This is a genomic window from Dickeya sp. CFBP 2040, assembly GCF_012273755.1.
GTDB lineage: Bacteria > Pseudomonadota > Gammaproteobacteria > Enterobacterales > Enterobacteriaceae > Dickeya > Dickeya poaceiphila.
In genome coordinates, this window is the sequence record NZ_JAAVXH010000096.1 from 127044 (window position 1) to 149483 (window position 22440).

20 protein-coding genes and 4 tRNA genes are annotated in these 22440 nt (G+C 53.8%); 2 read left to right on the forward strand and 22 right to left on the reverse strand.

The features are described 5' to 3' along the window. Nucleotides 1-7 precede the first annotated feature (7 nt). The 6 genes from Dpoa2040_RS15145 to Dpoa2040_RS15170 form a co-directional block, all read right to left on the reverse strand. A complete protein-coding gene (locus tag Dpoa2040_RS15145; RefSeq protein ID WP_042873291.1) occupies nt 8-679 on the reverse strand; it encodes an amino acid ABC transporter permease in 672 nt (223 codons plus the stop codon). Between the two features lie 72 nt (nt 680-751). Then, on the reverse strand, nt 752-1531 hold the full coding sequence (locus Dpoa2040_RS15150; RefSeq protein ID WP_042873293.1) for an amino acid ABC transporter substrate-binding protein: 780 nt from the start codon (nt 1529-1531) through the stop codon (nt 752-754). Nucleotides 1532-1544: 13 nt separating this feature from the next. Then, nucleotides 1545-2069 carry a GNAT family N-acetyltransferase gene (locus Dpoa2040_RS15155; protein WP_042873295.1) on the reverse strand — a complete coding sequence of 175 codons (525 nt, stop codon included), beginning with the start codon at nt 2067-2069 and terminating at the stop codon, nt 1545-1547. An 11-nt stretch (nt 2070-2080) separates the two neighbouring features. Next, complete coding sequence (purB, locus tag Dpoa2040_RS15160) at nt 2081-3445, reverse strand: adenylosuccinate lyase (RefSeq protein WP_168641791.1); 1365 nt, start codon at nt 3443-3445, stop codon at nt 2081-2083. Nucleotides 3446-3758: 313 nt separating this feature from the next. Next, nucleotides 3759-4094 carry a nuclear transport factor 2 family protein gene (locus Dpoa2040_RS15165; RefSeq protein WP_042873301.1) on the reverse strand — a complete coding sequence of 112 codons (336 nt, stop codon included), beginning with the start codon at nt 4092-4094 and terminating at the stop codon, nt 3759-3761. Nucleotides 4095-4171: 77 nt separating this feature from the next. Beyond that, entirely contained in the window at nt 4172-5245 is a 1074-nt protein-coding gene (locus Dpoa2040_RS15170; RefSeq protein WP_168641792.1) for an iron-containing alcohol dehydrogenase family protein, read from the reverse strand. A 309-nt stretch (nt 5246-5554) separates the two neighbouring features. On the opposite strand from Dpoa2040_RS15170, the gene Dpoa2040_RS15175 reads away from it, so the two are divergent. Beyond that, nucleotides 5555-6367 (forward strand): amino acid ABC transporter substrate-binding protein, encoded by an 813-nt coding sequence (locus Dpoa2040_RS15175; protein ID WP_210423970.1) that lies wholly within the window; start codon nt 5555-5557, stop codon nt 6365-6367. Between the two features lie 101 nt (nt 6368-6468). Here the strand turns inward: Dpoa2040_RS15175 and Dpoa2040_RS15180 are convergent. The 16 genes from Dpoa2040_RS15180 to trxA form a co-directional block, all read right to left on the reverse strand. Further along, nucleotides 6469-6545: transfer RNA gene (locus Dpoa2040_RS15180), tRNA-Pro, on the reverse strand. 37 nt (nt 6546-6582) lie between these two features. Continuing rightward, nucleotides 6583-6668 (reverse strand) — tRNA-Leu (locus Dpoa2040_RS15185). Nucleotides 6669-6687: 19 nt separating this feature from the next. Next, a tRNA-His gene (locus Dpoa2040_RS15190) sits at nt 6688-6763 on the reverse strand. Between the two features lie 82 nt (nt 6764-6845). Further along, nucleotides 6846-6922, reverse strand: a tRNA-Arg gene (locus Dpoa2040_RS15195). 146 nt (nt 6923-7068) lie between these two features. Then, a complete protein-coding gene (locus Dpoa2040_RS15200; protein WP_168641793.1) occupies nt 7069-8463 on the reverse strand; it encodes an amino acid permease in 1395 nt (464 codons plus the stop codon). A gap of 286 nt (nt 8464-8749) precedes the next feature. Next, on the reverse strand, nt 8750-9487 hold the full coding sequence (gene wecG, locus Dpoa2040_RS15205) for a lipopolysaccharide N-acetylmannosaminouronosyltransferase (RefSeq protein WP_168641794.1): 738 nt from the start codon (nt 9485-9487) through the stop codon (nt 8750-8752). Further along, entirely contained in the window at nt 9480-10823 is a 1344-nt protein-coding gene (gene wzyE / locus Dpoa2040_RS15210; RefSeq protein ID WP_168641795.1) for an ECA oligosaccharide polymerase, read from the reverse strand. The genes wecG and wzyE overlap by 8 nt, the downstream gene beginning before the upstream one ends. Then, entirely contained in the window at nt 10816-11901 is a 1086-nt protein-coding gene (locus tag Dpoa2040_RS15215; protein ID WP_168641796.1) for a TDP-N-acetylfucosamine:lipid II N-acetylfucosaminyltransferase, read from the reverse strand. Before Dpoa2040_RS15215 ends, wzyE begins: the two co-directional genes overlap by 8 nt. Then, complete coding sequence (wzxE, locus tag Dpoa2040_RS15220; protein ID WP_168641797.1) at nt 11898-13148, reverse strand: lipid III flippase WzxE; 1251 nt, start codon at nt 13146-13148, stop codon at nt 11898-11900. The genes Dpoa2040_RS15215 and wzxE overlap by 4 nt, the downstream gene beginning before the upstream one ends. Beyond that, nucleotides 13148-14278 carry a dTDP-4-amino-4,6-dideoxygalactose transaminase gene (gene rffA, locus Dpoa2040_RS15225; RefSeq protein ID WP_168641798.1) on the reverse strand — a complete coding sequence of 377 codons (1131 nt, stop codon included), beginning with the start codon at nt 14276-14278 and terminating at the stop codon, nt 13148-13150. The genes wzxE and rffA overlap by 1 nt, the downstream gene beginning before the upstream one ends. 18 nt (nt 14279-14296) lie before the next feature. After that, a complete protein-coding gene (gene rffC / locus Dpoa2040_RS15230; RefSeq protein ID WP_042873315.1) occupies nt 14297-15013 on the reverse strand; it encodes a dTDP-4-amino-4,6-dideoxy-D-galactose acyltransferase in 717 nt (238 codons plus the stop codon). 47 nt (nt 15014-15060) lie between these two features. Continuing rightward, nucleotides 15061-16323, reverse strand: coding sequence for a UDP-N-acetyl-D-mannosamine dehydrogenase (wecC, locus tag Dpoa2040_RS15235; RefSeq protein ID WP_168641799.1), 1263 nt, complete (start codon nt 16321-16323; stop codon nt 15061-15063). A gap of 4 nt (nt 16324-16327) precedes the next feature. Next, on the reverse strand, nt 16328-17449 hold the full coding sequence (gene wecB / locus Dpoa2040_RS15240; RefSeq protein ID WP_168641800.1) for a non-hydrolyzing UDP-N-acetylglucosamine 2-epimerase: 1122 nt from the start codon (nt 17447-17449) through the stop codon (nt 16328-16330). An 80-nt stretch (nt 17450-17529) separates the two neighbouring features. Beyond that, entirely contained in the window at nt 17530-18552 is a 1023-nt protein-coding gene (gene wzzE / locus Dpoa2040_RS15245) for an ECA polysaccharide chain length modulation protein (RefSeq protein ID WP_168641801.1), read from the reverse strand. Nucleotides 18553-19025: 473 nt separating this feature from the next. Beyond that, nucleotides 19026-20285, reverse strand: a complete 1260-nt coding sequence (gene rho, locus Dpoa2040_RS15250; RefSeq protein ID WP_042873323.1) for a transcription termination factor Rho — start codon at nt 20283-20285, stop codon at nt 19026-19028. A 421-nt stretch (nt 20286-20706) separates the two neighbouring features. After that, nucleotides 20707-21033 (reverse strand): thioredoxin TrxA, encoded by a 327-nt coding sequence (gene trxA, locus Dpoa2040_RS15255; RefSeq protein WP_042873324.1) that lies wholly within the window; start codon nt 21031-21033, stop codon nt 20707-20709. A 119-nt stretch (nt 21034-21152) separates the two neighbouring features. On the opposite strand from trxA, the gene rhlB reads away from it, so the two are divergent. After that, on the forward strand, nt 21153-22439 hold the full coding sequence (gene rhlB / locus Dpoa2040_RS15260; RefSeq protein WP_042873325.1) for an ATP-dependent RNA helicase RhlB: 1287 nt from the start codon (nt 21153-21155) through the stop codon (nt 22437-22439). The last annotated feature ends 1 nt before the right edge of the window (nt 22440 follow it).

A 22440-nucleotide genomic window follows, 5' to 3' on the forward strand; every position in this document is an offset into this window, starting at 1 on the left:
CGGCTCCTTAACGCTGCCGTGAGTGGCTGAGCTTTTTCTCCAGCTGAGACTGCAGCCAGGAGTACACCACGATGAGCAGCCAGTAAATCAGCCCCACCACCAGGAAGGTTTCGAAGAAACGCAGCGATTCGGCTGCAATCATCTTGCCTTCGGCAAATAGTTCCGACACGCCAAGCGCAAAGGCCACCGAGGTGTCTTTAATCAGCGAAATAAAGGTATTGCCGGTAGCAGGCAGCGCATTGAGCATCGCCTGTGGCAGCACAATACGACGGTAAATTTGTACTTTGCTCATTCCTACCGACAGACCGGCTTCGGTTTGACCAAAATCTACCGATGCCAGCGCCGCCCGGAAAATTTCCGCCATATAAGCGGAGTTTTTCAAGCTGAACCCGATAATCGCCGCTGTCATGGCAGACAGGCCATTCAGTGACGGAAACAGTTGCGGCAGACCGAAATAGATAATGAACAGCTGGACCAGCGACGGGATGCCACGAAACAACGAAATATAGAGTTCCACCAGTTTCGACACCACCACAAACCGGCTCTCACGAACCAGCGCCAGCATCAGTCCTAACACAATCGCAAATAACATCGACACCACCGCCAACAGCAGCGTGGTGGGCAAGTACATCAGTACCTGGGGAAATACCTTCAACAGGTAGGAAAGATCGATATTCATGAACCATACCATTACAGCTGATGCCAGCCCACAGTCGGGCTGGCATCGCAGGGGTTGAGTGAGCCGACGGGGTTACTTGCCCGCGGTGATATCCTCACCGAAGTATTTGACAGACAGGGTTTTCAGGCGACCGTCGTTGCGCATTTTGGTCAGTTCGTCATCGAACTTCTTGCGCAGTTCGTCACCTTTCTGATCTTTATGGAACGGGAAGCCGACCTGCTCTATCACCAGTGGCTCACCTACCATCTTGAACGGCAGGTTGCGTTTGTTGATTTCCGCCAGCAGGATCGGGCGGGAGTTGATGTAACCTTCAACACGCTTGGCCAGCGCATCGCTCATCGCGCCGTCGCGAGTTTCATAGGTGCGAATAGTCACGCTACCGTCGGCAAAGGCCTTTTTCAGATTGGTGACGTGGTTGGAACCCAGCACGCCCGCCACGGTTTTTCCTTTCAAATCATCCAGCGTATTGATGCTGGTGTTGTCTTTATGTGTGACGATCTGACTGCCGTAGTAGCTGTAAGGCTGCGAGAAATTGTATTTCTCCTGACGTGCCGGGGTAATCGCCACCACGTTGGCGATAGTGTCCAGCTTGCTGGCTTCCAGTTGCCCCATCAGGCCGCTGAAATCCGCCGTGACCCACTCTACTTTGTAGTTCAGATCGTTAGCGATGGTTTCCGCCACTTCCACGTCAAACCCGACCAGTTTGTTGTCTTGCTTGAACGAACTGGGGTAACTCTGCCCGGTTGCGCCGATGCGCAGTACTTTTTCATTGCTGTTCTGAGAATCGCAACCGGCTACCAGAATAGCGGCTGACAAGGCTAAAACAGGAAGGATAATTTTTTTCATTGTCATCGAATAACGCCTCTCAGGGGTGTTTCTTTTCCCAGTGGTGATAAAGGTCCTGATCCAGGACTTTTCGCATATAAATCGTGAGGTGTCCTTTTCCTAAATCCGCCTGGCCGACTTCCTGAAAGCCATATTTCCGGTACATTTCCAGCAACCAGGGGTGCTGTTTGGCGGTACCCAGCGTTACAGCGGGCGCTTTTAACTGCTCTTTCAGCACCACCTGTTCCAGCCAGTCCAGCATCTGTTTGCCCAGACCTTGTTGTTTGAAATCCGGATGAGTGGCGAACCAGCCGAGGTGCGGCAACCCGTAAGGACCGGGATTCGGCCCCCACGGATAACGAATGGTGATAGACGCAGCCAGACGCCCGTCTTTCTCCATCACATACACGCCGTTGCTGCGCAGATGGCGACGCGCCATGTCGATGTCCGCATAGGCAGCATCAAACTTGATGCCAAGCTCACGTACCGGCGCATAGGCAGCCAGCGCCAGCGCCAGAAACGCGTCATCATCGGCAGCCGTGGCCTGACGAAATACGGTACTCATCGTGTCTCCCGTCACTCAGCCAGCAGGCCGCTGCCATCCGCGTAGCGGATCACCTCGTCCACTTTCTGCGGTGCACTGCCAACGTAATTCGCCGGGTCCAGCCAGGCATCAAGCATAGCAGCCGTCAGGTGCTGCGACAGTACCGGATGCTCCAGCAGTAACGCCTTAAATTCACGGTTCTGCTCAAATGCCGCCATCGAGCATTCGTATACCAGATGATGGGCAGTCTGCTTACCAAGCAGTTTGCCGATTTCAAACATCACCTTTTCCGACAGCAACAGGCCGTTTTGCAAGTCCAGATTGGCGCGCATCTGTTTTTCATTCACCGACATACCGCGCAGGATACCGAGCGCGTTTTGCAGTTGCGCCGACAGATAGATGTTGATTTCCGGCAGGGCTATCCATTCCGCGCGCCAGCTCATGGCGTCACGCTCGTGCTCGACTTTCATCGATTCGTGGATCAGAGCCGCGCTCTTGAACAGCGGTGCCGTCAGGCTCGCCAGCCCTTCCAGCGCCGCCGGATTGCGTTTGTGCGGCATAGTGGTAGAACCGATCTTCCCTTCGGAGAACGGCTCTTCGATTTCGTTGATTTCGGTGCGCATCAGGTTGTACAACTCGTTGCCGATTTTACCGAGCGTACCGCTGATCAGCACGGCTACCGACGCGTATTCCGAGAAACGGTCACGGGCGGACTGCCAGCCGATATTTGGGGTATTCAGACCCAGGCGAGCCAGGGTGTGACGTTCAATTTCCGGGCCCAGCTCACCAAATGAAGCGTAGGTGCCGATAGCGCCGTTAATGTTGCCGACCAGCACCCGATCACGAATTTCATTCAGACGTTGCAGGTGCCGTACGAACTCGTCCAGCCATACCGCCAGCTTGAAACCGAAGGTGGTCGGCATGGCCTGCATACCGTGGGTACGGCCCGTCATCAAGGTATGCTGATGTTTCTTCGCCAGCCGTTTCAGTTCGATAGCGACCAGCCGGGTGTCGCGCACCACAATATCGAATGCCTGACGCAATTGCAGCACGGTGGCGGTATCCACCACATCCTGCGTGGTCACGCCGTAATGGATATATTCGCCAGCGTCGCCGCACTGCTTCTGAATAGCAGTGATAGTCGGCATCAGAGAGTGCTTCATACGCACCGCATCCTGAGCTATTTCTTCAATATTCAGGGCGCTGGCGTTGGCATGGGAAGCAATGGTGTTGGCCGCATCTTGCGGAATGACACCCAGTTCGCCCTCTGCCAGCGCTAACGCGATTTCCACGTCAACCTGGCGAGTCAGGCGATTGTGCTCTGACCATACGGCGCGCATTTCTGGTGTGCCAAAGTTATTTCCAATCAAAAGAAAATCAATCAAATGTGATGCCATAACTCACTCGTTTACATTGTAATAATGGGGAAAAGGGAGGTGGGTCAAGATGACGCTGCTGTTTGCCAGCGACTATATCATGGCGATATTCCCGCCTATATATTTGATCGATATAACATATTCTTTATTATTTTATGATTTCGTCAGTAATTATTTTTTTTGAAACCAAAAAACCGATTACTGACAGAACACCGGATAAGAATTGCTCAGGGGCACAGCCACTGATCTTTAGTCGCCTTTAGTTCCCCTGAAAGAAATCATGACATCTGCATAATTACGCGGTGCGGTAGTGACGACTATGCAACAGTGATGACTATGCAAAATAGAACCACGCCGTGGTAATCACCCCGCCTTTCACTTCAAACACAGCGATACTTTCGATTGGATCAGGACTGAGTCCGTAAATCTTTTCATGATCAAAAACCTGATTACCCAGTACTGTACGGGACACCAATTCAGCACGTAGTGCCGGGTTATTAAAACGATGTTCACGATAAAACGCCTCCAGCGCCGTTTTCCCGACCATGGACGGGCTTGCCGATGGCATACGATAAGCACGGAAATCCTCATGAAAACAGGCAGAAAAGGCGGTTAAATCATGGGCGTTATAAGCGGCAAATTGTTTCTCAATCGGTTCGACAACTGACATACACACCTCCATTTAACTACCAATGTAATGAATAATAATGCCAAAAGAGGTGTGCAGCAGTCAGGCGTAAAAGCAAATCAGGCGCTGTACTGCGTCGCAAGCACTGCGTGCCGAATCGCCTCTGGTGTGAGCGAAAATGGCAGTAGCACGGCACTGTCTTTGGGAAATGTAAAGGTTTCAGACAGCGTCTGCGAAAGTTCGGCATAGCGCGCCTCCGCCACCGGTAAACGTGCGGGAGCATCATAACGCTGTAAGTGCGCCAGTAAATCGGGTTCAACCGAACCGTCACCACGCGCCAGCAGCGACTGTACTCGCAATCCGTATCCTACTTTCTCACCGTGTAGCCAGTCATGCAGTTCAGGGACGTGTGTCATGCGATTATGAATCGCGTGGGCCACGCCAGGTGAGGGTGAATCATCCCGCATACTGTTAGCCAGACCCGCCAAGGCAATATTGGCATCTATCACCTTTTGCAATGCCCGCGTGACCCGCTGTTCGGCATTGTCATGCAAAGCCTGTTCTCCCCACTGTATAAAGGTGTCTTTCGCCAGCGCTGCTGCTTGTACCTTGAGGTTAAGCGCCAGATTATCGCTGTTTTTCGCCAGATAGGGTTGAAACTCATACCATTTGGCAAGGGCATCGACGATTCCTGCCTTCAGATAACGCACATCGCTACGGGCAATCACATCGCTGTCTACCAGCACCATCTCAGGCATACGCTGTAATACCTGCGTTCCCTGATGTCCGCCCTGCTCATCATACAAAATGCTGATGGGAGACCAGGCGGCACAGGTAGCGGCAATCGTCGGCAAGGTCGCTACCTGACCGTTGTCTAACCCGTCAGCCACCGCTTTGGCACAGTCCATCACTCGGCCACCGCCGACACCCAACACAAAATGAACACCATCCTGGGCGATTTCATGCCGATGGTATGCGATAGCATCGCGTGTGCACTCACCTTCCAACAGATGCACATCAAACTGTACGTCAACCTTCGCCAAACTCTCGGACAACGTACTTTTCACCGCATCCCAGGCTCGCGGGCTGGTTAATATAGCGATACGACCCGAAAACGGTGCAATGAGTTCACCTACGCGTGACAGCAAGCCAGACTGATGGTGATAGACCCCTGGGGATTTTATGGCAAACACGTCAATTCCTTGATTTCTCTCTGCTGCACCAACCAATAAGCACAGCCTACAGAACACAATAGTAAAATCCTGCCTGCACGTTGTAACCACTCAAATAATGATAAGATATAACATGAAGATATAAATTTCCTTTATTTTGAATGATATAGTCACCATCACAGATAACGTTCCATCACCTTCGTTAATACGCATCCAACTGTTTTTTTTACCTGCGATTACTTCCCCCCAGAGTTGATGAGCTCGTTGTCACTTATGTCATTTTAAATTCGACCTTATTTAAACCAGGAACACTCAGACAGGAATCCCGTAATGAAAAAAACCCGACTGACTCGCTACCTCAGCATCGCACTACTCCCCTTGTTTGCCGCAGTAATACTGGTCGGCTGTGATAACAACAAGAGTACGGAGACACAGAATAAAGTGCTACGCGTGGGCACCACCGGTCAAAGTTTCCCTGGGTCTTATAAAGAGAACGGCACGTTAGTGGGTTATGATGTAGAAGTGGCGGAAACCATCGCCCACAAACTGGGCTACCAGATTACCTGGACCACCGCTGATTTCAGCGGACTGATGGGCCAACTGGAAGCAGGAAAACTGGATACGGTCGCCAATAATTTTGTGAAAACAACCGAGCGTCAGAAAAAATACAACTTCACCAACACGTATCTCAACTACGCATCGCAAATCGTCACCAGCATTAACAACAAAGACATTCAATCTCTGGATGATCTTAAAGGTAAAACGGTGTCTGGCGTGCTGGGTTCTACTCATGTCACCAATCTGCGCAATGCGTTCCCCAATAATGACGTCACCATTCGCACCTATGAAACCCGCGATGGCGCCATGAATGATGTTATCAATAACCGTGTTCAGGGCTATGTCAACTCGCGCCCTATCCTGCTGGCAGAAATTAACAAACGCCACTTGCCGCTAAAACTGGTCGGTAACCCCATCTCTAACGAGCAAGTCGCCTTTCCATTTGCCAGAACACCGGAAGGTAACAAATTACTGGCGGAGTTTAATCAACAGCTGCAGGAACTGCGTCAGAATGGTCAGCTAAAAGCGCTGGCAGAGAAATATTTCGGTAGCGATAAGGTGCTGGAAAGCAGTAAGGCGGAATAAGTGGCTTATAGCCTCAACACCACGAAGTTTTGTAAAGAATGTTGATGCGCTAAAAGCAAAAAACGGCAGCCCGTCTGGACTGCCGTTTCTTAAGAATGGGATGGTCGGCGAGAGAGGATTCGAACCTCCGACCCACTGGTCCCAAACCAGTTGCGCTACCAAGCTGCGCTACTCGCCGATCATGATGTAACACGGTACTGCTATTTTCGTTTGTGTGGTGCGAAGAGAGGGACTTGAACCCTCACGTCCTGAGGACACTAACACCTGAAGCTAGCGCGTCTACCAATTCCGCCACCTTCGCATATCACAAACTTAAAATTTGGGGTGGCTAATGGGACTCGAACCCACGACAACTGGAATCACAATCCAGGGCTCTACCAACTGAGCTATAGCCACCATATACCACTGCTTTACTACGTATTCCGGTACTCGATTTACGGGGTAATAAGTACCTCCGCAGCTCCCGCGCCCAACGTAATGGCGCGCCCGACAGGATTCGAACCTGAGACCTCTGCCTCCGGAGGGCAGCGCTCTATCCAGCTGAGCTACGGGCGCGTAGCGCCGTTGCGGGTGGGGATAGTACGGATTTAATAGGGGCCTGTCCAGTGCTTTTTTCACAGAAATGATGCGTTTGCTTATGCTTTGCTCATTTACAGTTAAAACCCGGTCAATCCGCCGCCGCCACCCGCGATTAGCGACGATTACTCTGCTTCTGCCCGCATCTGCGGCTGTTTTTTACCCAACCCCAATGCTACGTAAAGCACACTGACCGCCGCCAGGAAAATACCACCGACCACTAACGACATGCGCGTGTCTTCGTTGATGTACATTCCAACCAGCACACAGATCAGGAATGCCATCGTCAGGTAGTTCACCCACGGGAACAAAATAGACTTGAACGGATGAGCAGCAAGCGCGGCCTGATGCTGCTGGCGGAAACGCAGCTGGCTTATCAGCACCACAAACCAGGGAATCATTCCCGGCAGCACACTGGCGCTGTAGACGTACACGAACACTTTTTCCGGGTTAGGGATAATATAATTCAGTGCAGATCCCGCCACCAGACACAAAATCGACACCATCACCCCGACAGCCGGGACGCCGCCGGCCGTTACGCGGCCCAATGCCGACGGCAACTGGCGGTTGTTAGACAACGAATAGAGCATACGCCCACAGCTGTACATGCCGCTGTTGCAACCGGACAGCGCCGCCGTCAGCACCACAAAGTTGATAATGCCAGCCGCCGCAGTGATGCCGATTTTGGAGAAGGTCAACACAAATGGGCTGCCGGACGTACCAATCTCATTCCATGGAAAAATGGTCACAATCACGAAAATAGCGCCAACATAGAAAATCAGGATACGCCACAGGATGTTATTGATCGCCCGCTTCAGCGTCACCTGAGGATTACGCGCTTCACCGGCGGTAATACCGACCAGTTCCACTCCTTGATAAGACGCCACCACCAGACAGAGCGCAAACAACACCCCTTTCCAGCCGCCTGCCAAAAAGCCGCCGTGTTCGGTCAGGTTGGCGAAACCAACTGACTGGCCGTGGTTACCGATACCAAAGAAAATAATCCCTACGCCTACCACAATCATGACCACGATAGTGGTTATCTTGATCATCGAGAACCAGAACTCGATTTCACCGTACAAACGCACGGCAGCCAGGTTGGCGACCGCCACCAGCGCCACCGCGCCAATCGCTGGTATCCACTGCGGTAATGTTGGGAACCAGTACTGCACATAGACGCCGATGGCGGTAATTTCCGAAATGCCAACGGCCATCCACATGAACCAGTAACCCCAGGCTGTGAGATAACCGAAGAACGGACTCAGGTAATTGTGGGCATAAACTGCAAACGAACCGGTCACCGGCTCCAGAAATAGCATTTCCCCCATCGAACGCATGATGAAGAATACAAAAATGCCTGCCACAATATAGGCCAGCAGCACGGACGGCCCAGCCCATTTCAGGGCGCTTGCGGCCCCCATGAACAGCCCCACGCCAATAGTGCCGCCCAGCGCGATAAGCTCAATATGTCGCGCTTCCAGCCCCCGGTGGAGCTGGTCTTGTTTCTCTGTATTTACCATATAACCTCTGTCTTCAATAGTTCCTTTTTACGTCGGCATCAAAAGCGTTATTGTTTTATACCCATCATGCTTTAAAGGGGATACCGACTCTCTCCCGGCAAGGCATAACAGACCTTCGGCCAGAAAAATGGCCGAGAAGATACCGCAATGCAAACCGGATTCCTACCTTTCCTTGTACCTGAGTACGATGAAATAAATAGCGCGAACAGACCTTGAACACAACGATAAAGCCGGGGAAAAAATGGGACAATAGTCAGAAAAGACGAGGCCGATATGGTGATACGCTTTAAAGCCTACCGCTGAAATGCCAGGCCAAATAACGTAATAATTTAACCTGACGACGAAAACGGCTGGGTTGCGTCAACAGACGATATAGCCATTCCACCCCATAGCGCTGCCATGCCACAGGGGCGCGTTTAACCTGCCCGGTAAACACATCATAAGTACCGCCCACCCCCATATAAAGCGCATTGGGGTGTAACTGACGGCAATCACATATCAGTAATTCCTGTCGGGGGGAACCCAGCGCTACCGTCACCAGTTGAGCGCCACTGTCACGCACATGCTCCAGGACTGTCTGACGCTGCTGTGGCGTGAAATAACCATCCTGTGTACCCACAATGTTGACCTGCCACTGTTCACGCAACTTACGTTCGGTCTCTGCCAGCACCGATGGCTTTCCCCCCAGTAAAAATACTGGCGTTCCCTGCTGACCAGCGCGCTGCATCAGCGCCTCCCACAGATCCGCGCCTGCGATGCGCTGCACCTGTGCGCCTGGGTACTTGCGGCGAATGGAGCACACCACGCTGATACCATCAGCATAGTTACAATGCCCTTCCTGTAGCATCAGTTCACGCAATGTCGTATCGTGATCGGCAGCCAGCACCTTCTCGGCGTTAATGGCAATCAGCGTTCCCGGACGCGGCGAACCGCCCGAAAACAGCATCGACACGCATTGTTCCCTATCCCGAAAGCCCTGCAGCGGAATGCCGCGAATAGCGTATTGCGGCAACGCATTATTCATTTCCTTCTCCTTGAGACGGGGTGCGGATAACGACCACACCGGCGCGCAACAATAGCCAGTACAGCAACTTAGCAACCAGCAAACAGGCAGCGAAGACCAGACAGAAAAACACCAGCCGCGAAACAAACGCATCGATGCCTTCGCGCACCAGCACGATCAGATTAAACACCGCGCCAAAGCAAAACGCCTGCAACACGGCGGACAGATAGCGGTTTTCCACCTGCCGTCCGTAGCGGTAAAGTCCATCAAACCCCTTGATAAGCAAGCCGACGATGACCGCACCTGGCGGAATAAGCAGAGGGCCGCCCATGATCAATAGCGAACCGAGCAGCGTCGGCGATATCGCCAGACCGGCATGGTAATTCAGCACTTCCCAGGTGAAATAGTTGGCACTGTTCAACACCAGTGCCGGTCGCTCCGGCCACAACCAGGTGGGAATAAACACATAAAAATCCCGCACGATGGGTGCCAGCCCCTGCAAGGTAATCTCGTCGAGGTGCTGCCACAATGTGGCCAGATTTTCCCAGGGTGAGAAGGTATCTCGCGTCAGATACAGGAAGGTGTAAAACGCTTCTTCACCGCGCACATCCAGACCGTAACGCTTAAGCGCCAGCCAGAACATTGCCACAATACCGGCGCAGCCTGCCGCTGCCAGCATCCACAGCGCTATCCAGCCGCGTTGCAGGCCGATAAACAGAAACAAGGCAAAAGCGATAATGAGATTGGCACGCGTGCCGCCCACCAGCAGATAAATCAACCCGCCAAACGCCACCGTCGCCAACAGGAAAATCAGCCAGGCGCGTCGGGTCTGATGCAGGAAATACCACATCAACATGGCGGGAATAAAGAAGTAAAAGAAGCGTTTCAGGGCAACACCGGCGACATCACGAGAAAAAATCTGGCTGTAAGAACCGAGTTTGAACAACAACAAGCCGTTGTTGGCAAAGAACACCGCGGTGGTCGTCAGCGCCACCATTGCCAGCAACCCACAGGCGATAAGGACTTCCAGCCGCGTCATGGTCAGCGGTAGCGGACGAGTGACCGACGACACGGATCGTAGCCGTATTTTATAACCGGCATAATAGATGACATAAAACGCCGTGGCGGACAGCTGCGCCAGCAATAAATTCAGTGGCGAGGCCGTCTCAACGCCGAAGCGAAACGCCAGTAAAGCCGTCAACGGGAAACCGAAATAGAACGTCAGCAGATACAGCAATGAAAACAGCACGTTGAAGTTGAAACGACAACGGCGGAACTCACGCCCGCAGAGCCACAACACCACGCCGCTGCCCCCCAGCCAGACCAGCCACAACCCGAAAAACGTCCACTCAGTCATCGCCGTCTCCCGCTGCCAGCGCCAACGCCCGTCGCCACCCTTGTTCATAGCCGGGGCTGAAGAACGCAATCTGCCGGGTATCCACCCGCATCAGTTGCTCGCGGGCGTCACGCACCATGGCCTCGTTCAGTTCCTCCTCGCCCAGCAATACCGGCAGGCGCTGTTCCGCCAAATCCTGCCGGAATGGGTTATGACGACTGATAACGAACGGTATACCCAGTTGAATTAACAAACACAGCGTGCCGATCCCCTGCTGACGATGAAACAGAAAGTAACCCAGATCGCAGGTACGCAACAACGCCAGATAGTCGTCGAACGCCAACGATTCGCGCAGAATACGGCAGCGCTCAGCACCGAATAACGCCAGCCCATGCTGTGACACCTGCTCAATGTAGGCATGATTGTCTGCCGGATACCCCATCGGCACGATCACCCGCACCTGCGCGCCACACTGACGATGAATGGCGTCCAGCGCCGCCAGATGGCGGTTACTGCGATCACCGGAGTTGCCGACCAGAATGGTCAACGGTGCGTCCGGCGCTTTTTCATGTGTACGCACGTCGTACGGGTTCATGCGGGTGGGAAAATAGAGCAGCGACGCCAACGCCGCCGGGTAGCGGCGTTGGAAATAGTCGATATCGCCGCGCGTAGCGAACACCTGCGCGACCCGGCGTTGCGCCAACCTCCGCAGACGGTAAAACCAGCGGTAGCGCCAGCCGTGGGCCTCTTCATACAGGTCCGCGCCCCAGATATGCCAGTATGCCTGCGTGGTGCGGATACCGCCACACAGCAACGCCAGCCACAACCAGGGGTTAAACTGGCCGTGAAAAAAGAAGCGGACGGTGCGATCTGCCCGCGCCTGCGCGACCACAGCGCGCGCCAGCGCTTTCTGGCTAGCAAAGCGTGTTATATGCAGCATCGCATAGGTATGCCTGGAGAGTTCAGTCGCCGACACCACCATAAACCGCTGCGTCTGATGCAACGGCAGCGACGGTGCCAGCGTATCATTAAAGAAACGCAGCACCGTGTGGTTATGGTGGGGAATATCCGCCCCCAGAACATGGATAAGTGTGGTCATGCTCGCCTGCAATACAGCATGAAAACGCCGCAACACAACAAAAAATAGACCGCATAGGTTGCCAGATACGCCTGTGATGCGCCCAGCGCGCCATGCAATGGAATCAGCCAGCGGGCAAACCCGCCCAGCAACAGACACTGCCCCAATTCAGCCAGCACATAGAACCGCAGCGAGGCTCTGGCCACCACCAGATAACCAAAAACGTAAGCGCCTACTTTCAATACATCACCCGCCAGCTGCCATACAAACAGGTCACGCATGGCCGAAAACGCGCCGGAAAACAGTAAGTGAATCGCTATATCGCGCATTAGCCAGATAACCACGGCCATCAACGCCGCCATCGGCAGCACAAACCGTAATGCGCTGAAAATCTCATACCGGATCGCGGTCTTATCTTGCAGTCGCGCCAGCGCAGGCAGCAGATAAACCGTAAACGAGGCGGTAATGAATTGCAGCCAGGCATCGGAAATGGTCGTCATCCCCTGCCATAGCCCGACGTCCTGCCAGGTATAATGAGCTGCCAGCAGGTTTCGCATCATCACATAGCCTACCGGCATCGTCACCGCGGTTATCAACGTCATCAGGCTGAACCGGGTTAACTGCCCGGCCAGCGGCCACGACCATGAAGGTGTGAGTGCTCGCAAACCTAATGGCGTGCGCCGCAATAACAACGCTAACGCAGGCAGGCACACCAGTGCGGGCATCAGCGCCAGGCCCACCAGTGCGCCGGTATACGCGCCCAACCAGAAACTAATGCCATACGCCATCGCGCCCAGCAGACTGCCCGCCATTACCGCCAGCGCATTGCCTTGCGCATCCTGATACCCTTTCAGGATAGCCAGCAGCAGGCTGGAGCCAGCTATCCCCAGTTGCAGCCAGGCCAGTGCAACAATGACCGGCTGGTAGCCGTCATCGCCAAACAACAGGCGTGACAGCGGCGTAGCCAGCAACCCCAGCGATAGCGCCAGCAATAGCGAAAACCCCATCGACAGCGACACCGCCGTTCCCAGCAATGGACTGGGGCGATCAGGCGCAGGCGGCGCGGCAGCCACCGCACGGGTAATGCCGTTGACAATCCCCCCACAGGCCATCACCCCCAGCACGGTGATCAACTGGCGATAGTTACCGGCCAACCCGACGCCTTCCGGACCGAACGCCACCGCCAGCAGTTTGATGATCACCAGCCCCGCGCCGATTTTGACCAGCGTTGAAGCCGCCGTCCACAGTGATGCCCGTGCCAGCGACATCAGGAAAAGAAACTCAGCGCCGAATGGATGACAGTACGCTGGTTAAGATCAGACAAGTTGTAGAACAACGGCAGACGTACCAGCCGTTCGCTTTCCCGCGTAGTATGCCTATCTTCGCCGACAAAGCGCCCAAATTGCCGACCAGCCGGACTGGAATGCAAAGGAATGTAGTGGAACACCGCCAGTATGTCCGCTTCTTTCATATGGCTGATAAACGCTGAACGTTCCACCTCATCACGCAGACGCAGGAAAAACAGGTGACCATTGTGACGGCAGTCTGCCGGAATCACCGGCAATGTCACCCGACCCAGCGCCGCCAGCGGTGCAAATGCCCGCGCATAGTGTTGCCATAACGTCAGACGCCGGTCATGAATACGCTGCGCCACCTCCAGTTGCCCCCACAGGTAAGCGGCCTGAATATCCGCCATCAGATAACTGGAGCCGATATCGCGCCAGGTGTACTTATCCGCCTGTCCACGAAAAAACTGGCTGCGGTTGGTGCCTTTCTCACGGATAATGTCGGCGCGCGCCGCCAGTTCAGGGTCGTTAATCAGCGTCGCACCGCCTTCGCCGCCGGCGGTGTAATTCTTGGTTTCGTGAAAACTAAAACAACCGATATGGCCGATAGCGCCCAAAGGCCGGTCCTGATAGTGCGACATCATCCCCTGTGCCGCATCCTCCACCACAAAAAGGCCGTACTGTTGCGCCAACGCCATGATAGCGCTCATCTCGCAACCCACCCCGGCGTAATGCACCACCACAATGGCGCGCGTCTTTTTTGTAATCGCCGCTTCAATATGGTTTTCATCAAGATTGAGGGTATCGGGACGGATATCGACAAACACAATGGTGGCGCCACGCAGCACAAAAGCATTGGCGGTCGAAACGAAGGTATAGCTCGGCATGATGACTTCATCGCCGGGTTGGATATTCAGCAATAACGCCGCCATCTCCAGCGATGCGGTGCAGGACGGCGTCAACAGCACTTTGCCACTGCCAGAGTAATGTTCCAGCCATTGCTGACAACGGCGGGTAAAGGCGCCATCACCGCTGATTTTACCGCTGCGCATCGCCGCCCGCATATATTCCAGTTCCGATCCCACCACCGGCGGCGCATTAAAAGGAATCATCTCGTCACCTGCAAACCTTCATCGATAAAACCAGTAGGCGGTGCTCTCCACCCGTGCGCCGCTGCGCAGATAGAGCCGTAAAGCCGCCAGATTACTGGTCTGCGTCGCCACCGTCAGCCGGCGAATACCACGTTGCTGGCACCAGACCCGCGCCACCTGCATCAACCGTTGCCCAATTCCCTGCCCGGTCATACCCGGCCAGGCGGACAACACGCCGATGCGCGCCGAGTTTGGCGATGTCTGGCGTAAAGTGACAAACCCTTGCAGCGGCCCACCTTGTACCCCCAGCACCAGACAAGCGTCATCAAAGGTGCCGTATACCGCTTTCTCTACCCAACGAGCGTAAAAACGGCCACAATCATCCGGTCGATACCACGGCGCCCGAAACCGGCTCAGCACAAAACTTTTTGCCGCCGCCGCACGCAGCGCCGGGATATCGCCGACTTCAGCCTCCCGAACGCCAACGGCAAACACCGCCCTGGCAGCAGGGACAACCGGCATACTGAAATCCACCTCGCCTTCCGCCAGCCGGAACCCCAGCGCAAACAGTGCATCTGCCGTCACCAAATCGTCTGCCGCCAGTTTAGCCTGACATAACTCATAGCGATCCAGCTCAGTAAAGGTTAACGGCGGTGCGGTATCGGTGAAACTCAACCTTCCACTGATACGCTGGAAAAAATCACTTTCCCATACCAGAGGTTCAATTTCCGCACACATCTCAGCACTCACAGGCATAGGTCACTCCGGTTAACGCCGAATCAACAGAGGTCACCGACGCCGCTTCACCGCCAGACGCCTTTGGTGTCCACCACCCAACGTTGCGCTACCTGTTCAGGGGCAAGCGCCCTGAACTGCCGGTGATCCACCAGCAGCACCAACATATCCGCTTCACTCAGCGCGAGATCAATATTCACTAACCTCGCTTTTACCTGTAACCCAGGCGGCAACTGCCGGATATTCGGCTCAACGACCCAGGTAATCCCGACATGCCATTCGGCAATCTGTTCCGCAATCGCCAGCGCCGGACTTCCGCGAAGATCTTCCACATCAGGCTTGAATGCCAGCCCCAGACAGGCGATGCGCAGTTCACGAGCACGATTTCCCCCCTGCGCCAACGCCTCTGCCACCATAATCTTCACCCGCTCCATCACCCAGCGTGGTTTGGCATCATTCACCTCGCGGGCAGTACGAATCAGGCGTGCCTGTTGCGGGTACTGAGACACGATAAACCACGGGTCAACCGCGATGCAGTGGCCGCCGACTCCCGGTCCCGGCTGCAAAATATCGACGCGCGGATGGCGATTAGCCAGCCGAATCAGCGTCCACACATCAATATGTTGTTCGGCACAAATCAGCGACAATTCATTGGCGAACGCAATATTCACATCCCTAAAGCTGTTTTCTGTCAACTTGCACATCTCTGCGGTGCGCACATCGGTCATCACACAGTCACTATCAAGGAAAAGGCGATACAACTCGCTGGCCCGCGCTGCGCAACGCGGCGTCATCCCGCCTATCACCCGCTCCTGACTGAGCAGCTCCTCCATGATACGGCCAGGCAACACCCGTTCCGGACAATAGGCAATACAAATATCCGACGCTTCACCCACCTGCTGGGGAAAACTCAGATCCGGGCGCGCTTGCGCCAGCCAGGCTGCCATCTGCTCTGTGGTGCCGACCGGCGAAGTCGATTCAAGAATCACCACATCTCCCGGTTTTAACACCGACGCCAGTGACAAAGCAGCCGTTTCAACAAACGAGATGTCCGGCTGATGGCCCGCTTTTAACGGGGTCGGCACCGCGATGAGAAACGCCTGCGCCGACACCGGATGAGTGCCGACCTGTAAATACCCTTGCGCCACCGCCAGTTGCACCGTCTGTGCCAGGCCCGGCTCTGTAATATGAGTATGGCCCTGGTTGATGGTCTCCACCACGTGCGGGTTCACATCCACACCAAAAACAGGTTGTTGCCGTGATGCCAACAATGCGGCAGTCGGCAGGCCGATATACCCCAGGCCCACCACACAGATACGATTAAAACTCATGCAGTTACCCGGTGTTTTTCAAAACAGAAAGAATTCGCTGGCTGGCTAACCCGTCGCCATAGGGGTTATGCGCATAGCTCATTGCCTGATAAATAGACGCATCTGCCAGCAGGCGGGAAACCTCTCGGATGATAGTCGCAGTATCGGTTCCCACCAGCCGCACGGTACCTGCGGCCAGCGCTTCCGGCCTTTCGGTAGTCTCGCGCATCACCAGCACAGGTTTTCCGAGCGAAGGCGCCTCTTCCTGAATTCCCCCGGAATCCGTCAGGATCAGCCAGGCGCGATGCATCAGATAGACAAAAGGCAAATAGTCCTGCGGCGTTATCAAAAACACGTTATCAATGCCGCTGAGAATACGTTGAACCGGCTCCAGCACGTTGGGATTTCGGTGTACCGGATAGACAATTTGGATATCCGGATGATGTTGAGCGAGTACCGCCAGCGCGTGACAAATTCGTTCCATCCCCGTGCCAAAGCTCTCCCGCCGATGGCTGGTAACCAAAATTATTTTTCGTTCCGGTTCCAGAAAGGCGTACTTCTCCTGCAATTGCGCGTGCAATTCACGATCATGAGTAATCCGATCCCGAACCCAGAACAAGGCGTCAATCACCGAATTGCCTGTTACCCAGATACGGGAAGCCGGAACCTGTTCCCGCCGCAAATTCTGCCGCGCCGTGATCGTTGGTGCAAAGTGATAGGTAGCTATATGCCCGGTCAGTAGACGATTAGCCTCTTCCGGCCAGGGGGATGTCAGCTTGCCGGTACGTAGTCCGGCTTCGACATGGGCAACCGGAATACGATGGTAGAACGCCGCCAGACTCGCCATCAGGGTGGTGGTGGTATCGCCATGCACCAGCAGCAGGTCAGGCTGGAACTGGGTCAACACCGACCCCAGACCAGAGAGAATACGTGAAGAAATCTCCACCAACCCCTGATCCGGCTGCATTATATTGAGGTCGTAGTCCGGCATAATCTCAAACAGGCTCAGCACCTGATCAAGCATGTCACGGTGCTGTGCTGTCACACAAACGCGGGATTCAAAGAAAGCATCCTGAGCCATCGCCCTTATTATGGGCGCCATTTTTATCGCTTCAGGGCGAGTGCCAAAAACCGTCAAGACTTTCACTGGTGACTCTCTTTAATTCCGGTTTGCCGCCACGGTAAAAATGTATTACTGACCCAAATTGCTATCAACCTGTTGGTCACTCAGATGGAGCGACGCACCAGCACCAGACCAGCACCCACCAGCAGGCCAATGAAGCTCCCCATCAGCACCAGAAAACCGCGGCGCGGACTGTCGCGCTGAACCGGCTCTTCCGGCGTATGCAGATAGCGGTACGTCTGAAAGCGGTCTGCCAGCACCGGACCGGCTTCCAGCATCGACAGAACCGACTGACGTGGCGCGTAATCGGCGTCAAATTCCGGCCCATTTGCCTTCAACATATCCAGACGCGCCTGTAACCAGGAATCCCCCTGCAAAAACAGCGCCGAATCAGACAACTCCTCGCCCTTTGGCTCCGTAATCCCTTGCTGGCGGGCAGTGGCGAGCGCTTGTGTCACACGCTTTAGCTCCTGATCATAAGCAGCACGCGCAATCGTCTCTTCTCGTTGCAGCAAAGTACGCTCAAATCGGATACGCGCCGCCCAGTTTCCAGCCAGATTCTGATTGAGGTGATTAACGGCACGCTGGTTAGCGAATTGCACATATTGCCGTAACAGATTACTGGCATCTTGCGGATTATCAGCGGCCAATTTGAGGGTATCGTTGGTTTTTTTTGCAACATCACGCGGCATAAACTGAATATCGTCGATCAGAGAATCCAGCAAAATGGCATCCGCCTTGTCGTCGCCTTTGCGATGTTCGCGGTAATAAGGCGACTGTAGCCAGAACTCACGCCGGGTATCGTAAGCGGCGGCCTGCATCGTGAATTCATTATAGGCATCTTCCACAATCGCGTTACCATCAGGCATGGTAGCCGACGCATCCAGCGAATGTAGCCACTGTTGCTGTTCAAAGAACGACGACAACATGGCTGCCGCCGGTTTATCGGTAACCGCGCTGGTACGCCACACCGGCTGTACCAACCAGGAATAAACCAACGCCAGCAGCGCAAATAGCACCGCAAAACCGACAACCCAAACTTTTCCCTGCCAGAGCACCTGACAAAGCAGGCGAACATCCAGTTCATCATCCAGCGGCATCGCCTGAGGGAGTGTTTCCCGTTTCATGAAGTTTTCCTATTTGGTTTATTCACAATTTCGGTTTATCAACAATAGCGATGACTTCGATAGTAACGCTACCTACACACCAATACTGGTATCAAAGCGATCCAGCGTGCTAACCAACGCATCCGCGCATATAAGGTAAACCAGGAACAATAGCAGGCAAACGCAGATGTAGACAGAGACACCGCCAACCATCAGCAGTGAGTAAGACAGAGCACAGGAATACGGCGACTAATTGGGCACCCATCATGATTCATAACACATTTATCAGCGCCTGATAATACTACCGGTAATTGAGCCTATCGGCGTCAATTTACCAAAATTTTCAGAAAGTTCTTGCACATCCGAGCAACAAAACCATTATACAGCTCAGCTCTCAAAGAGGGCTGTGTGTTCGAAAATGCCAACTACCGCATACCGGGCTGACAACGCAAAACGCCACGATATCGTGGCGTTTTCTTGTATGACACAACCTATTACGAGCGTTTCATCATATCGAAGAACTCGTCGTTGGTTTTGGTCATCGCCAGCTTGTTGATAAGGAACTCCATCGCATCGATCTCACCCATCGGATGGATGATCTTGCGCAGAATCCACATCTTCTGCAGCTCTTCAGACGTGGTCAACAGCTCTTCCTTACGAGTACCAGAACGATTGTAGTCGATGGCTGGGAACACTCGTTTCTCTGCAATCTTACGAGACAGGTGCAATTCCATATTACCGGTGCCCTTGAACTCTTCGTAAATCACTTCGTCCATCTTCGAACCGGTATCGATAAGCGCGGTGGCGATGATAGTCAGGCTGCCGCCTTCTTCGACGTTACGGGCCGCACCGAAGAAACGCTTCGGACGATGCAGGGCGTTAGCGTCAACCCCCCCGGTCAGCACCTTGCCGGACGCCGGTACCACGGTGTTGTAAGCACGCGCCAGACGAGTGATAGAGTCCAGCAGGATAATGACGTCCTTCTTGTGCTCAACCAGACGTTTGGCTTTCTCGATCACCATTTCGGCAACCTGAACATGGCGAGAAGCCGGTTCGTCAAAGGTTGACGCCACCACTTCCCCTTTCACCAAACGCTGCATTTCCGTCACTTCTTCCGGACGTTCGTCAATCAGCAGCACCATCAATACGCAATCAGGATGGTTGTAAGCGATGCTTTGAGCGATATTTTGCAGCAACATGGTTTTACCGGCTTTCGGCGGTGCCACGATCAAACCACGCTGTCCACGACCAATCGGCGCAGCCAGATCCAGCACACGAGCCGTCAGGTCTTCAGTAGAGCCGTTACCGCGCTCCATACGCAGACGCGAATTAGCATGTAGCGGCGTCAGGTTTTCAAACAGGATTTTGCTACGGGCATTTTCCGGTTTGTCGTAGTTGACTTCGTTGACCTTCAGCAGTGCAAAATAGCGCTCACCCTCTTTCGGAGGACGAATCTTACCGGAAATAGTATCGCCAGTGCGGAGGTTGAAGCGTCGGATTTGGCTAGGGGAAACGTAGATATCATCAGGGCCGGCGAGGTAGGAACTGTCTGCGGAACGGAGGAAACCAAAACCATCCTGCAATATTTCCAGTACGCCATCGCCAAAGATGTCTTCACCACTTTTTGCGTGCTGCTTAAGGATAGCGAAAATAATATCCTGTTTACGCATACGAGCCAGATTCTCCAGCCCCATATTCTCGCCAAGAGTAATCAACTCAGATACTGGCGTATTTTTTAATTCGGTAAGATTCATAATGGTGGGTTCTTAAACTCGGGGTAAATCTCGAACTATTAACGTGAATGGTATGGCAGGAACATCCATGCCGCTTAACCGCCTTCAATCACCAGACATTGTGCCGCTCAGGCCGAATCGCACTGATACGAGGCACACACATGGCAAGAGGTCGAAGACACCGCAAAACTAATTTAACGTAAAAACTGTCAGATTGCCGGACCGGAAGCTAACATGCTGAAAATTAATAATTTCCGAGCCTAGCATGGGATAAAACTTTAGATTCTAACTTCAGGCTCAAGCCTAAGGATCAAACTATAAGGTAAGTACGATGTGCAGTATTAACGAATCTAGCACGCTTCCCGGTAGGCGTCCAGCGGTCAGAATGAGAAAATCTCATTACCCTATCCCGCTGCCGCCTGGGAACTAAATGTATGACGAATTACAGATTGGCGTTCAGAAACTCTTTCAATTGCCCTTTGGACAGCGCGCCCACTTTAGTAGCGGCAACTTCGCCATTCTTAAACAGCAGCAGCGTCGGGATACCACGGATACCGTATTTCGGCGCAGTAGCCGGGTTCTCATCAATGTTAAGTTTGGCAATCGTCAGTTTGCCATCATACTCATCGGCGATCTCATCCAGAATCGGAGCAATCATTTTACAAGGACCACACCAGTCAGCCCAGAAATCAACCAGTGTCACATGCCCGGACTGCAATACGTCCACCTCAAAGCTGTCGTCCGTCAGATGAATAATTTTATCGCTCATGTTTTACTCCGCAGGATTATCTCTACCCAATTGGTGTAGCATTAACCAACTATTAGGTTGACTTTATTTCACTGGATACGCTTTCGTAAAGCAATAGTTAACTGATATTCTACCACGCTATGAGCAAAACACATTTAACCGAACAGAAGTTTTCCGACTTCGCACTGCATCCGCAGGTTATTGAAGCACTTGAAAATAAAGGCTTTTATAACTGCACACCCATTCAGGCGCTGGCATTACCGCTGGCGCTGTCAGGCCGTGACGTGGCGGGCCAGGCGCAAACCGGAACAGGCAAGACGCTGGCATTTCTGGCGTCTACATTTCATTATTTGCTGACTCACCCCGCCCCCGCCGAACGCCAGACCAACCAACCCCGTGCACTGATCATGGCGCCGACCCGTGAACTGGCGGTACAGATCTATACCGATGCCGAAGCACTGGCGAAGGCGACTGGTCTGCGACTGGGGCTAGCTTACGGTGGCGACGGCTACGACAAGCAGCTAAAAGTGCTGGAAGACGGCGTCGATATTCTTATCGGTACCACCGGTCGTTTAATCGATTACACCAAGCAGAACCATGTCCATATGGGCGCTATTCAGGTAGTGGTGCTGGATGAGGCTGATCGCATGTACGATCTTGGCTTTATCAAAGATATCCGCTGGTTGTTCCGCCGTATGCCGCCGGCTAATCAACGTCTGAACATGCTGTTTTCCGCCACCTTATCCTACCGCGTACGTGAACTGGCGTTTGAGCAGATGAACAACGCCGAATACGTCGAGGTGGAACCGGAGCAAAAAACCGGTCATCGCATCAAGGAAGAGCTGTTTTATCCTTCCAATGAAGAGAAGATGCGGCTGCTGCAAACGTTGATCGAAGAAGAGTGGCCAGATCGCTGCATCATCTTTGCCAACACAAAACACCGTTGTGAAGACATCTGGGGCCATCTGGCCGCAGACGGCCATCGTGTCGGCCTGCTGACCGGCGATGTGGCGCAGAAAAAGCGGCTGCGCATACTCGAAGAGTTCACTCAGGGTCATCTGGATATTCTGGTGGCGACCGATGTGGCGGCGCGAGGTCTGCATATTCCGTCCGTAACCCACGTGTTCAACTACGACTTACCTGATGATTGCGAAGACTACGTACACCGTATCGGTCGTACCGGTCGTGCTGGCGCCAGCGGCTATTCCATTAGCCTGGCCTGCGAAGAGTACGCACTGAATCTGCCAGCGATTGAAGATTATATCGGCCACCGTATTCCGGTGAGCAAATACAGCAGCGAAGCCTTGCTGGCTGACCTGCCGGAGCCAAAACGTCTGAGCCGCCCGCGCTCCAGCGGTGGCCCACGCCGACCCGGCGCGCCTCGCCGTAGCGGTGCGCCCCGCAGCAATCGAAAACGACCGGGTTGAG

Excerpts from the sequence above, each read along its gene's own strand:
- Dpoa2040_RS15145 (WP_042873291.1), bottom strand. The coding sequence starts at position 679 with ATGAATATCGATCTTTCCTACCTGTTGAAGGTATTTCCCCAGGTACTG.
- Dpoa2040_RS15150 (WP_042873293.1), bottom strand. The coding sequence starts at position 1,531 with ATGACAATGAAAAAAATTATCCTTCCTGTTTTAGCCTTGTCAGCCGCT.
- Dpoa2040_RS15155 (WP_042873295.1), bottom strand. The coding sequence starts at position 2,069 with ATGAGTACCGTATTTCGTCAGGCCACGGCTGCCGATGATGACGCGTTT.
- purB (WP_168641791.1), bottom strand. The coding sequence starts at position 3,445 with ATGGCATCACATTTGATTGATTTTCTTTTGATTGGAAATAACTTTGGC.
- Dpoa2040_RS15165 (WP_042873301.1), bottom strand. The coding sequence starts at position 4,094 with ATGTCAGTTGTCGAACCGATTGAGAAACAATTTGCCGCTTATAACGCC.
- Dpoa2040_RS15175 (WP_210423970.1), top strand. The coding sequence starts at position 5,555 with ATGAAAAAAACCCGACTGACTCGCTACCTCAGCATCGCACTACTCCCC.
- Dpoa2040_RS15200 (WP_168641793.1), bottom strand. The coding sequence starts at position 8,463 with ATGGTAAATACAGAGAAACAAGACCAGCTCCACCGGGGGCTGGAAGCG.
- wecG (WP_168641794.1), bottom strand. The coding sequence starts at position 9,487 with ATGAATAATGCGTTGCCGCAATACGCTATTCGCGGCATTCCGCTGCAG.
- wzyE (WP_168641795.1), bottom strand. The coding sequence starts at position 10,823 with ATGACTGAGTGGACGTTTTTCGGGTTGTGGCTGGTCTGGCTGGGGGGC.
- Dpoa2040_RS15215 (WP_168641796.1), bottom strand. The coding sequence starts at position 11,901 with ATGACCACACTTATCCATGTTCTGGGGGCGGATATTCCCCACCATAAC.
- wzxE (WP_168641797.1), bottom strand. The coding sequence starts at position 13,148 with ATGTCGCTGGCACGGGCATCACTGTGGACGGCGGCTTCAACGCTGGTC.
- rffA (WP_168641798.1), bottom strand. The coding sequence starts at position 14,278 with ATGATTCCTTTTAATGCGCCGCCGGTGGTGGGATCGGAACTGGAATAT.
- rffC (WP_042873315.1), bottom strand. The coding sequence starts at position 15,013 with ATGCCTGTGAGTGCTGAGATGTGTGCGGAAATTGAACCTCTGGTATGG.
- wecC (WP_168641799.1), bottom strand. The coding sequence starts at position 16,323 with ATGAGTTTTAATCGTATCTGTGTGGTGGGCCTGGGGTATATCGGCCTG.
- wzzE (WP_168641801.1), bottom strand. The coding sequence starts at position 18,552 with ATGAAACGGGAAACACTCCCTCAGGCGATGCCGCTGGATGATGAACTG.
- rho (WP_042873323.1), bottom strand. The coding sequence starts at position 20,285 with ATGAATCTTACCGAATTAAAAAATACGCCAGTATCTGAGTTGATTACT.
- trxA (WP_042873324.1), bottom strand. The coding sequence starts at position 21,033 with ATGAGCGATAAAATTATTCATCTGACGGACGACAGCTTTGAGGTGGAC.
- rhlB (WP_042873325.1), top strand. The coding sequence starts at position 21,153 with ATGAGCAAAACACATTTAACCGAACAGAAGTTTTCCGACTTCGCACTG.